The organism is Subtercola vilae (assembly GCF_004923255.1).
Taxonomy (GTDB): domain Bacteria; phylum Actinomycetota; class Actinomycetes; order Actinomycetales; family Microbacteriaceae; genus Subtercola; species Subtercola vilae.
The window spans coordinates 16444-28383 of sequence record NZ_QYRT01000047.1 but is presented as its reverse complement, the minus strand read 5'-3'; the positions used below and the strand labels follow the sequence as shown (position 1 = coordinate 28383).

At 67.8% G+C, this 11940-nt stretch carries 10 protein-coding genes; all 10 read left to right on the top strand.

What is annotated here, in order from left to right; all coding sequences use genetic code 11:
• The coding region (locus D4765_RS16745; protein WP_136643459.1) for an SHOCT domain-containing protein at nt 1–399 on the top strand (399 nt) is incomplete at its 5' end.
• A gap of 85 nt (nt 400–484) precedes the next feature.
• Nucleotides 485–1633, top strand: coding sequence for a flavodoxin-dependent (E)-4-hydroxy-3-methylbut-2-enyl-diphosphate synthase (ispG, locus tag D4765_RS16740; RefSeq protein WP_201799361.1), 1149 nt, complete (start codon nt 485–487; stop codon nt 1631–1633).
• A gap of 136 nt (nt 1634–1769) precedes the next feature.
• Nucleotides 1770–2201, top strand: a complete 432-nt coding sequence (locus D4765_RS16735; RefSeq protein ID WP_136643458.1) for a MarR family winged helix-turn-helix transcriptional regulator — start codon at nt 1770–1772, stop codon at nt 2199–2201.
• Between the two features lie 5 nt (nt 2202–2206).
• Nucleotides 2207–3550 carry an MFS transporter gene (locus tag D4765_RS16730; RefSeq protein WP_136643457.1) on the top strand — a complete coding sequence of 448 codons (1344 nt, stop codon included), beginning with the start codon at nt 2207–2209 and terminating at the stop codon, nt 3548–3550.
• Nucleotides 3551–3615: 65 nt separating this feature from the next.
• Nucleotides 3616–4968, top strand: a complete 1353-nt coding sequence (locus D4765_RS16725) for a S1 family peptidase (RefSeq protein ID WP_136643456.1) — start codon at nt 3616–3618, stop codon at nt 4966–4968.
• Nucleotides 4969–4977: 9 nt separating this feature from the next.
• On the top strand, nt 4978–6741 hold the full coding sequence (locus D4765_RS16720) for a proline--tRNA ligase (RefSeq protein ID WP_136643455.1): 1764 nt from the start codon (nt 4978–4980) through the stop codon (nt 6739–6741).
• 142 nt (nt 6742–6883) lie between these two features.
• Entirely contained in the window at nt 6884–7909 is a 1026-nt protein-coding gene (locus tag D4765_RS16715) for a 3-oxoacyl-ACP synthase III (RefSeq protein WP_136643454.1), read from the top strand.
• Nucleotides 7910–8013: 104 nt separating this feature from the next.
• A complete protein-coding gene (locus D4765_RS20050; protein WP_476718330.1) occupies nt 8014–9051 on the top strand; it encodes an alpha/beta fold hydrolase in 1038 nt (345 codons plus the stop codon).
• A complete protein-coding gene (locus D4765_RS16705) occupies nt 8981–10939 on the top strand; it encodes an AMP-binding protein (protein WP_136643452.1) in 1959 nt (652 codons plus the stop codon). The genes D4765_RS20050 and D4765_RS16705 overlap by 71 nt, the downstream gene beginning before the upstream one ends.
• Nucleotides 10936–11904 carry an NAD-dependent epimerase/dehydratase family protein gene (locus tag D4765_RS16700; RefSeq protein WP_136643451.1) on the top strand — a complete coding sequence of 323 codons (969 nt, stop codon included), beginning with the start codon at nt 10936–10938 and terminating at the stop codon, nt 11902–11904. The genes D4765_RS16705 and D4765_RS16700 overlap by 4 nt, the downstream gene beginning before the upstream one ends.
• Nucleotides 11905–11940 lie beyond the last annotated feature (36 nt).

The following is an 11940-nucleotide window of genomic DNA, read 5'->3' as shown; positions in this document are numbered from 1 at the left end:
GGTGGGCACGGGTTCGGGCCGGGCGGCGGAGGGTTCGGCTGGCTGTTGCTGCTGATTCCACTGTTCTGGGTGGGGGTGTTCGTGATGGTCTTCTCTCTCGCGGCGAGACGGCGGAGACGGTTCTGGGCGGCGAACGGTGGCGCTCTGGGGCAGGGCGGGTTCGGGCATCCGCGGTGGGCGCGCCCTGGATGGGGCGGATCAGGTGGCCCCCACGCCTGGGCAGGCGGCGAGCCCGCGGGGTGGGCTGCGCCGAGCGCGGCGGTCAACCCCGCGGCCGATGCCGAGAAGACGCTGGCCGGGCGGTTCGCCGTGGGCGACATCGACGAGGTGGAGTACCGCGCACGACTCGAAGTGCTGCGGGCGAACCGGCCCGTTGACCCGACACCGAACGGCAGCTGAACGTTTGCTCACTGTCTGCTCTGCCCGGCCTGCCTTAATCGGTGGGCGGGGCAGTGCGGAGGCGAGCCGAGAGTAAGCTCGTCATGTGGCCGCAATCAATCTGGGTATGCCCAAAGTCGTCGAGACTCTGAGCCCCCGTCGTAAGTCTCGTCAGATCAAAGTCGGCAAGGTTCTGGTGGGCGGTGATGCCCCCGTGAGCGTGCAGTCGATGTGTACAACACCGACCACGAACATCAACGCGACGCTGCAGCAGATCGCCGAGCTCACCGCTTCTGGCTGCGACATCGTGCGGGTCGCCGTACCCAGCCGCGACGATGCCGAGGCGCTGCCGATCATCGCGAAGAAGAGCCAGATTCCGGTGATCGCCGACATCCACTTCCAGCCGAACTATGTGTTCGCTGCCATCGACGCGGGGTGCGCCGCAGTTCGGGTGAACCCGGGCAACATCCGCAAGTTCGACGACCAGGTGGGCAAGATCGCGGCGGCCGCGAAGGCTGCGGGCGTGAGCATCCGCATCGGCGTGAACGCGGGCTCGCTCGAGCCCAGCATCATGCAGAAGTATGGCAAGGCAACCCCCGAGGCACTCGTCGAGAGTGCCGTGTGGGAGGCCAGCCTCTTCGAGGAGCACGACTTTCACGACTTCAAGATCTCGGTGAAGCACAACGACCCCGTCATCATGGTGAAGGCGTACCGTCTGCTCGCCGCGCGGGGCGACTGGCCCCTGCACCTCGGTGTCACCGAGGCGGGCCCCGAGTTTCAGGGCACCATCAAGTCGGCCACCGCATTCGGCATTCTGCTCTCCGAGGGCATCGGCGACACCATCCGCGTGTCGCTGTCGGCGCCTCCCGCGCAGGAGGTCAAGGTGGGGCTGCAGATTCTGCAGTCGCTGAACCTCCGCGAACGCAAACTCGAGATCGTGTCGTGCCCGTCGTGTGGGCGGGCCCAGGTCGACGTGTACAAGTTGGCGAATGACGTGACCGACGGGCTCGAGGGCATGACCGTGCCGCTGCGCGTCGCCGTCATGGGCTGCGTCGTGAACGGCCCGGGGGAGGCCCGCGAGGCCGACCTCGGTGTCGCCTCCGGCAACGGCAAGGGCCAGATCTTCGTTCGCGGCGAGGTCATCAAGACGGTTCCCGAAGCCGACATCGTGCGCACGCTCATCGAAGAGGCCAACCGCCTCGCGGCCGAGATGCCGCCGGGCGAGCTCGGCAGCCCGCAGGTCATCACGGTCTGAACAGCTTCCGCCTGAATCGGTGTGGCTTCGGCCGTACTCGGCTCATTCGCTCGCGGCTGAGCCAGGGTGTCTCCACGCGCTGGACGACTCTGTTATAGGGAGGTAATTAGCCAATCTAATGAGTTAGGCTAATTAGATGTCTGAAGCATCTTCTCCCGGTGAGCTCTCGGCCGAACTTCGGCCGGCCATCCTGCGGGTCTCCCGCCGGCTGCGCGCCGAGAAGGCCGACGACGAGCTCAGCGACTCGCAGTCGGCCATTCTCGGCTACGTGTACAACCGCGGCCCCAGTACGCCCGGCACCCTCGCTGCCTTCGAGCGTGTCACGCCGCCCTCGATGAACCGCACGATCAATGCCCTCGTCGAAGCGGGGTACGCTGACCGTGCGCCCTCGGCCGACGACGGCCGCAAGGTCTTCATCTCGGTCACCGAGAGCGGGGCCGCACTCGTTCGCGAGACCCGTCGCCGCCGCGACGCCTGGCTCTACCAGCGCCTCGCTGAACTCTCGACAGACGACCGCGTCACGCTCGAACGTGCGGCGATCATCCTGCGGCAGATCGCCGACAGTTGAGCGCGATGTTCCGGTCGCTCAGCGACTACAACTATCGCGTCTGGTTCGGTGGCGCCATCGTGTCGAACGTGGGTACCTGGATGCAGCGCACCGCTCAGGACTGGCTCGTGCTCACCCACCTCACGAACAACAACGCGGTCGCGGTCGGTGCGGTGATGGCGCTGCAGCTGGGCCCGCAGCTGCTGCTCGTGCCCTTCACGGGGCTCGTCGCCGACCGGGTCGACCGCCGCAAACTGCTCATGGCCACGCAGGGCATCATGGGCATCCTGGGCCTCGGGCTCGGGCTGATCGTGCTCACCGGGGCGGCTCAACTCTGGCAGGTGTACATCTTTGCGCTGCTGCTCGGCATCACCTCGGCCTTCGATGCGCCCGCCCGCCAGTCGTTCGTGTCGAACCTCGTCTCTGACAAGAACCTCTCGAACGCCGTTGCCCTGAACTCGGCCTCGTTCAACGCGGCCCGCATGATCGGTCCGGCGCTGGCCGGTGTTCTCATCGCCGTGGTCGGTTCGGGCTGGGTGTTTCTGATCAATGCGGCCAGTTTCGGTGCGGTTCTCTTCTCGCTCACACGGATGCGCCGCGAGAACCTTCGAAGAGCAGCCAAACCGCGTGGTGGCCCGGGCCAGTTGCTCGGTGGTTTTCGGTATGTTTCGAAGCGGCCCGACATCATCATCGTGATGGTGATCATCGCCATCATTGGCACATTCGGTCTCAATTTTCAGATCTTCACGTCGACGATGACCACCGTCACCTTCCATCTCGACTCCACGGCGTTCGGGTTGCTCTCCTCCGTGCTGGCCGTCGGCTCGGTGGCGGGCGCCCTGCTCTCCGCCCGGCGCGAGACGCCGCGCATGCGGCTCATCTTCGCCTCGTCTGCCCTGTTCGGTGTGGCCTGTCTGCTCGGAGCCCTGGCGCCCTCATACCTCACCTTCGCGCTCACTCTGGTGTTGCTCGGTTTCGCCGCCCAAACACTGATGACAACCGCGAACGGCACAGTGCAGATGACCACGGCACCCGAATTCCGTGGGCGCGTTATGGCGCTGTACATGGCCATCTTCATGGGCGGCACGCCCATCGGCGCCCCGATCGTGGGCCTCATCGCCGACTCGTTCGGCCCGCGCTGGGCCATCGCGGTGGCCGCGGTGGCCGGTTTTGCCGGTGCAATTGTGGGGCTGGTCTGGATGATCAGGCACCAGCACCTGCGTGTCGCCGTTCATCTGCATGACTCTCCGCGGTTCGTCGTGACGCACGACGGCGATGGGCGGAGCCTCGACGTTCTCGAGACGCCGGCCGACAGACGCAATCAGCTCACCGACGATGTTGTGCTCGACGAGGTTGCCGACAAACGATAAATGCTCGGTAGTGAGCAATCCTTGGTAATGTGGCTGCATCGCCGTTGCACTACTGGAGGTTGTTCATGTCACGTTTTAGTTCCTCTTTCGTTCTCACCGCCGCCACGGCAATGGTGGCTGGGTCGATGCTCGCCCCAGCCGCCGCGTTCGCCGACGTCTCGAGCGATCTGCCGCAAGAGCAGGTGGCGGCCGTCGTCGAAGCCGGAACCGTGTACCTCAGCGGCACCTGGTCTGGCTTCGTCAACTACCCGACGCCCGACGGCGGTACAGCCTGGTCTGACGCGGTCGATGCCTCGTTCAGCTGCAGCGGTTTCGTGGCGAGCTCTGACGGTTACATCGTGACGGCGGGCCACTGCGCCGACGTGGCAGAGGGTAAGACGGCGCTCGTCGACCAGTTTCTCTCCAACGAGGTGACGAATGGCGACATCACGTCTGACGACGCCCAGGGTTACCTCGCCGGCGGCGCTGAGTCGAACTGGCCTGTCGAGGGGCAGCAGTCGGGTGCGGCGCCGGTGCTGGCGATGAAGGTCTACCCGGCCATCACCATTACGGGCGACACCGCGGCAGGCTACCCGGCCGTACTCCAAGACGACCGGCCCATCAGCCAGGGCGACGTGGCACTGTTCAAGATCGACACGCCCTCGCCCCTGCCCGTACTGCTCGTCTCCCCGAACCAGCCCTCCACGGGCCAGAAGGTCGACGCCGTCGGGTACCCCGGCAACGTGAGCGGCTTGGTCAGCGGCAACCCGCAGCCCACCTTCGCGCAGGGGCTGGTAAGCGGTCGGCAGCAGACCGCCGGCGGTCCGTTCACTCAGATCGGGGTCGCCATGAGCCCGGGCATGAGTGGCGGGCCCGTGGTCAACGGGCAGGGCGACGTACTCGGCACGGTGAGCTTCGGGCCCTCGAACGACACGCAGCAGCTCAACTTCGCCGCTGCCCCCGAGACCATCACCGCGCTGCTCACCCGCAGCGGAGTGAAGAACACGCTCTCCGACGTCGACACGCTCTACCGTAAGGGCCTGAACGAGTACTTCTCCGGCCGCTACCACGACGCGGCGGCCGACCTCGGCACCGTCGTCTCGCGAGACCCGAGCAATGCCATCGCCCAGCAGTACCAGACGAAGGCGATCGCCGCCTTCCCGCAGGAGGACACCACGCCCTGGCTGCTCATCTTCGTGCTCGGCGGGGTCGCGCTTCTCGTCGTGATTCTCGTGGTCGTGTTGCTGCTCGTGCTGGCCGCTCGCCGTCGCCGGCGTCGCGGTGCGGTTGTGGGCGCCCCCGTGGTCGCGGCCGGTTACGGTGCGGTCGCGCCCATTCCCGTGCCGGGAGCTGCGCCTGCGGCCACTCCGGCTGCGCCTGCGGAGCCGGGCGTGTCACAGGCCCCCGAGGCATCCGTCGGCCCAGTGAGCGAGCAATAGACTGTCGGGGTGCCAACACGCCTCACAAACTATTTTCTGAAGACCCTCCGCGAAGACCCCTCCGATGCCGAGGTGACCAGCCATCGTCTGCTCGTGCGCGCCGGCTACATCCGTCGCCAGGCGCCGGGCATCTTCGCGTGGCTTCCGCTGGGGCTCCGCGTGAAGAGCAAGATCGAGGCCATCGTTCGCGACGAGATGACGAACGCCGGCGCCCACGAGGTGCACTTTCCGGCGCTGCTGCCGAAAGAGCCCTACGAGGTGACCGGTCGGTACGTCGACTACGGCGACGGCATGTTCCGTCTGAACGACCGCCGTGGTGTGGGCTACGTGTTGGCCCCCACGCACGAAGAAGTCTTCACTCTGCTGGTGAAAGACCTCTACAGCTCGTACAAAGACCTGCCCCTGTCGATCTACCAGATCCAAGACAAATACCGTGACGAGGCGCGTCCCCGTGCCGGGCTTCTGCGCGGCCGCGAGTTCACCATGAAAGACGCTTACTCGTTCGACTACACCGACGCGGGGCTCGATGCGTCGTACCAGGCGCAGCGCGACGCGTACGAGCGCATCTTCACGCGTCTCGGTCTCGAATACGTCATCGTGAAGGCCGACGCAGGCGCCATGGGCGGCTCGAAGAGCGAAGAATTCCTGCACCCCACGCCCGTCGGCGAAGACACCTTCGTACGCTCGGCGGGCGGTTATGCAGCCAACGTCGAAGCGTTCACGACGCTGGTGCCCGACGCGCGGCCCAGTGAGGGTCTACCGGCGGCAACGGTGTTCGACTCACCGCACACCCCGACCATCCAGACCCTTGTCGACCTCGCCAACGCCGAGCAGCCGCGCGACGACGGTCGGGCCTGGGTCGCCGGCGACACGCTCAAGAACGTCGTTCTCGCGGTGACGCAGCTCGACGGCACCCGCGAACTGGTGGTCGTCGGTATGCCGGGCGACCGCGATGTCGACCTCAAGCGTGCCGAGGTGGCGTTTCAACCGGCCGAGGTCGAAGCCGCGAACGAAGACGACTTCGCACTGCACCCGGGCCTCGTCAAGGGCTACATCGGCCCGTGGTCTGAGGGCGGCGCAGCTGTTCTGGGCGAGAAGGGCAGCACGGGCATCCGGTACCTGCTCGACCCGCGCGTGGTCGACGGTACCGAGTGGATCACCGGTGCCAATCTGCACGAGAAGCACGTGTTCGGGCTGGTTGCCGGCCGCGACTTCGTGGGCGATGGCTGGGTCGAGGCCGCGAATGTGAAAGACGGCGACCCTGCGCCCGACGGCTCGGGCCCCATCGAGACGGCGCGTGGCATGGAGATCGGCCACGTGTTCCAGCTCGGCCGCAAGTACGCCGAAGCACTCGGGCTCAAGGTGCTCGACGAGAACGGCAAGCTGGTCACCGTGACGATGGGCTCGTACGGCATCGGGGTCACGCGCATCCTGGCCATCATCGCCGAGCTCAACAACGACGACAAGGGCCTCATCTGGCCGGCTGCGGTTGCGCCGTTCGACGTCTACGTCGTCGCCACCGGTCGCGACGAGACCGTCTACGCCGCTGCCGAGCAGATCGTGCTCGACCTCGAGGCAGCGGGCAACGAGGTGCTGTTCGACGACCGCCCGAAGGTGTCGCCCGGCGTCAAATTCGGCGACGCCGAACTCATCGGCGTGCCGAAGATCGTCATCGTCGGCCGTGGTGTGGCCGACGGCGTGGTCGAGGTGTGGGATCGCAAGAGTGGTGACCGCAGCGAAGCCGCGGTCGATGCGGTTGTCGCGGCGCTCTGACGAACTCGCCCAACCCGCCATAGCATGGTTGCCATCTCGAATCGAGGTGGCAGCCCCCGCGGGCGAACTCCCATCAACCTCAACCTAGACTTGATCGATGCGCAGGCATGTAGTGGCTGCACCAGGCTCATGAAGGACTCCCTTGACTAACTCCAATGCCACCTTCCGGCATCAGAATTCCGCTCTGCTTGCGGTGAAGGCGCGGCTCGCGCCCCTCGTGGTGACGTCTGAAGAGATCGACATTCGACTGGGCGAGGCCCTCACCCGGCTGCGACTGCCCACGGGCCTGCTGCAGCGCGTGGCCGGGGTCATCTCCCGGCGCAACTGGGACGACGAGACCACGTTCGACGGCGCTGCGGCCCTGGCCGCCAAAGACGCCCTCGCAGAAGCGAACGTCGACCCCAAAGACGTGGGTCTGCTGATCAACACCTCGGTGACGCGCAAGCACTTGGAGCCATCGGTGGCGGTGGGCATCCATCACGCCCTCGGGCTGCCCTCGTCGGCCATGAACTTCGACATCACGAACGCCTGCCTCGGGTTCGTGAACGGCATGACCCTGGCATCGCAGATGATCGACTCGGGCCAGATCAAGTACGCCGTCATCGTCGACGGTGAAGACTCGGGCGAGATCCAGGCCAACACCATCGCCCGGCTGTCGCAGCCCGGCGTCTCCCGCAAAGACTTCGTGAACGAATTCGCCTCGCTCACTCTGGGTTCGGGGGCAGCCGCTGCCGTGCTCGGCCCGGCGGATGCTCACCCCGAAGGCCACCGCATCATGGGCGGCATCTCGCGGGCCGGCACCGAGCACCACCTGCTCTGCGTCGGCGACAAAGACGGCATGTTCACTCACACCAAGGAGCTGCTCGCGGGCGGCATGGCGCTGGTGGTCGAGGCCTGGAAAGAAGCCAAAGGCTCGTGGGACTGGCAGAAGATGGATCGCTACATCCTGCACCAGGTCTCTGATGTGCACACCGACTCCATCGTGAAGGCCGCCAAGCTCGACCGTCGGCGTATTCCGCTGACCTACCCCGAGCTCGGCAACGTGGGCCCGGCATCGCTGCCGATGACCCTCGCCCTCGAGGCGTCGAAGCTCGTGAAGGGCGAACGCATCCTCTGCATGGGGGTCGGCTCGGGCATCAACACGGCCATGACCGAGATCGTCTGGTAGTGAGCGCACGCGGTCATCGGTTCGCGGCCACACTGCCGCCCGCCGGGCTGCCGGGGCTCGACGCGAGCTGGTCGAGGCTGGTCACAGCGCCTGACGGTGACGGTGTGCCGCGCACGTGGCACTTGCTCGACAACGCTGCTCGGCTCGCCGAGCTGGGGGTCGAGCCCACCGGAACGATTCTGTGTGTGCACGGCAACCCCACGTGGTCGTACCTCTGGCGGGCAATGCTGGCGGCTGCGACGGATGCGGCCGGTGCTGATTCTGCCGATGCGGATGGTTCGGCCGGTGCTTCCGGGTTCGATGGTACTGCCGCGGTCGAGGGTGCTGCCGGTGCGCTTGGCCTGACTGGTGCGCCCGTGTGGCGGGTCATCGCGGTCGACCAGCTCGAGATGGGGTTCTCCGAGCGAAGCGGCGAGATGCGGGGGTTGCGCCGGCGAATCCGTGATCTCGGTGCGCTGACCGAAGCCCTGGGGGTCGACGGCCCCGTGGTGACACTCGGCCACGACTGGGGCGGGGTTGTCTCGCTCGGCTGGGCCGTCGATCATCCGGAGTCATTGGCCGGCGTCATGCTGCTCAACACCGCCGTGCACCAGCCGTCGAACGCCCCGCTGCCCGCTGCGTTACGGCTCGTACTGCGACACGGGATGCTCGATCTCAGCACCGTGCGAACGACAGGTTTTCTCGACACCACGCTGGCAATCGCGCATCCGTCGCTCGACGCCGACGTGCGGCATGCGTTCCGGTCGCCGTACCGGAGCGCTTCGCGGCGCGAGGGCATCGGGGCATTCGTGGCCGACATTCCGGTCGACGCGTCGCACCCGAGTTTCGCCGAGCTCGCTCGGGTGTCGGCGGGTGTCGCAAAGCTCCGCGTGCCGGCGACCATGATCTGGGGCCCGCGTGACCCTGTCTTCAGCGACCGCTACCTCGGCGACCTCGTCGCCCGGCTGCCGCACGCCGATGTGACCCGCTTCGAGTCCGCCGGGCACCTCGTCGGCGAAGACATCGCCTACGCCCCCCTCCTCCTGCAGTGGCTCTCCGACCACTTCGCTCCAGCGCCCCGCGCCGACGCGGATGGCTTCGCCGAGTGGATGGGTCGGGGACGGCGGAGCGGGGGAGTGGCGGCCGCTGTGGACGACGATTGACGAACTGGCGGCGGGATCGGCCGCGGAGGCGACGGCCGTTGTCGAGATGGCTCCGCGTGGCGGGGCCGGCAATGCGCGAGAAGCTGGCAGTGCCGAAGAAGCGCGGAGCGTCGCGGACACGCTGGGCGCGCGAGGAATGGCGGTCACGCACGGCGCGCGCGTCGTGAGCTGGAGGCTGCTGGCGCAGCGCGTCAACGAGCTCGCGGCGGGATTGGTCTCCATCGGAGTGGCGAAGGGCGACCGCGTGTCGCTGCTGGTTCCGCCCGGCGCAGACCTGACCGCGGTCGTCTACGCCTGCCTTCGCATCGGCGCCGTGATCGTCGTCGCCGATGCCGGCCTCGGGCTGAAAGGCCTCGGCCGCGCGGTTCGCGGCGCCCACCCCGACCACATCATCGGAATCGAAACGGCCCTCGCCGCGGCCCGCACGCTCGGCTGGCCGGGCCAGAAGATCTCCGCGAAGCGTCTGCCGCCCCCGATCGCTGCCGCCCTCCGCGTGAGCCACTCGCTCGGCAACGTGGCGCGGCTCGGCCGACAGTCATTCGCTGCAGAGGCGGTGCACCCCGCACCCGTCGCCGACGACGTGGCGGCCATTCTGTTCACCTCGGGGTCGACCGGCCCCGCGAAGGGTGTCGTTTACACGCACCGGCAGCTGAGCGCGCTCGTCGAGGTGTTGCGCATCCGCTTCGGCGTGGGCGTCGGTACGGGCCTGGTCGCCGGGTTCGCGCCGTTCGCACTGCTCGGTCCGGCGCTCGGCGCGACGTCGGTCACGCCCGACATGGATGTGACGTCGCCCAAGACCCTCACCGCGACCGCGGTGGCCGAGGCAGCCCTCGCGGTCGATGCCACGGTCGTCTTCGCATCTCCGGCCGCGTTGACCAATGTGCTCGCCACCTCGGCCGAGCTCTCGCTGAAAGGGCGCCGTGCACTCGGGCGCGTGCAGACCCTGCTGTCGGCGGGGGCTCCGCTGCCGGTGCCGCTGCTCGAACGGGTTCAGGCGCTGGTACCCGAGGCGAGCATCCATACCCCGTACGGCATGACCGAGGGACTGTTGATGACCGACATCACGCTCGGCGGCATTCGGGCGGCCGAACTGGATGCCCTGGCCGCTGCAGAAGCGACCCACCTCCCTGGAGCGCCGCGTCGAGCGCCGGGCGGAGTCTGTGTTGGCCTGCCGGTGAACGGGGTCGAGATTCGCATCAGCGCGCTCGATGCCGAGGGTTCGGCGAGCGGCGCCCTCACGCTGGAGCCGCACGTCACCGGCGAGATCGTGGTCGCGGCCGCACACCTCAAAGACCACTACGACCAGCTGTGGGCGACCGAGCGCGAGTCGCGCCGCGATCGAACTCCTCGCAGCCCCCGCTGGCACCGCACGGGTGACGTGGGGCACCTTGACCCGAAGGGCCGGCTCTGGGTCGAGGGCCGACTGCCGCACGTCATCGTCACGGCCGACGGCGTGCTCACCCCGGTGGGACCCGAGCAGTGCATCGAACGGCTGCCCGGTGTGCGCCGCGCGGCCATTGTGGGTGTGGGCCCCCGTGGAACCGCGCAGGTCGTGGCGGTCGTCGAGATCGACCCGACTGCTGCCGCTGGCACTCTCGGCATCGGCTCCGATGCGGCCTTCGGTGACGGCGCGGCACGCGATGCCGAGCCGCGGGTGGTCTCTGCGACGCCGCGGGTGTTCGGCCGCGGGCCGTTCGCGCCGGGAGTCGCACTGGCACCGACCGCGCTGACCGCCGCGGTGCGCCAGGCGACAGGCCTCCCCGTCGCTGCTGTGCTGGTGGTGCGCGAACTGCCAACCGATGTGCGTCACAACTCGAAGATCGACCGCGGCGCGCTCGGCATCTGGGCCGCCGGAGTGCTCGCGGGCGGCGCGCGGCGACGCCCGTGAAGGTACTTGTGACCGGGGCGAGCGGGATGCTCGGCAGATGCGTGGCGAACGAAGCCCTGCGTCTCGGCCACGAGGTACGAACCTTTCAGCGAGGCCCCTCTGGGCTGGCCGGGGTAGAAGACCACCGCGGTTCAGTGACCGGTGCGAGTGCGGTTCGGCGGGCATCCGGGGGCATGGATGCAGTGATTCACCTGGCCGCGAAAGTCTCGTTCACGGGTGACCGTGCTGATTTCGAGGCGGTGAACGTCGGGGGCACGAGAACGTTGCTCCGTGAGGCGCAGAACTCCGGCGTGACGCGGTTCGTCTTCGTGTCGTCGCCGTCTGTCGCGCACGCCGGCATGTCGATCGCCGGCGACGACGCCCTGCCGGCCGACCCCGTTCGGGCACGCGGTGAGTACGCCCGAACGAAGGCGCAGGCCGAGGTTCTGGCGTTGGGCGCGGATGCTCCCGGGTTCAGCGTTGTCGCCGTGCGCCCCCACATTGTGTGGGGGCCGGGCGACACGCAGCTCATCGAGCGAGTGGTGGAGCGGTCCCGGCGGGGCAGGCTCCCGCTGCTGAACGGGGGGCTCGCGCTCATCGACACGACGTTCGTCGACAACGCGGCCGGGGCGATCGTGGCGGCACTCGGCCGGGCCGACGTGGTTCACGGCCAGTCGTTCGTGGTGACGAATGGCGAGCCGCGCACGGTAGCCGATCTGCTGGGCGCCATCTGCCGGGCCGCGGGTGTGCCCGGGCCACGCTGGAGCGTCTCGGCGGGGGCCGCCCGAGCTGCCGGGGGAGTGATTGAGAAGGCGTGGGCGGTGCGGCAACACGCCGACGAACCGCCGATGACTCGTTTTCTGGCAGAGCAGCTCTCGACCTCGCACTGGTACGACCAGCGCAGAACACAGCGTTCCCTCGAGTGGGCCCCGACGGTGAGCCTCGACGAAGGACTCGAACAGCTCCGTCTCTGGTATTCTATTTAGCTGGACCGCGCGCCACCGTGCCGCGGCAAAACTTGA

What these genes read in the sequence shown, in the direction of transcription:
- D4765_RS16735 (WP_136643458.1), top strand. Translation starts at nt 1,770, where the DNA reads ATGTCTGAAGCATCTTCTCCCGGTGAGCTCTCGGCCGAACTTCGGCCG.
- D4765_RS16730 (WP_136643457.1), top strand. Translation starts at nt 2,207, where the DNA reads ATGTTCCGGTCGCTCAGCGACTACAACTATCGCGTCTGGTTCGGTGGC.
- D4765_RS16725 (WP_136643456.1), top strand. Translation starts at nt 3,616, where the DNA reads ATGTCACGTTTTAGTTCCTCTTTCGTTCTCACCGCCGCCACGGCAATG.
- D4765_RS16705 (WP_136643452.1), top strand. Translation starts at nt 8,981, where the DNA reads ATGGCTTCGCCGAGTGGATGGGTCGGGGACGGCGGAGCGGGGGAGTGG.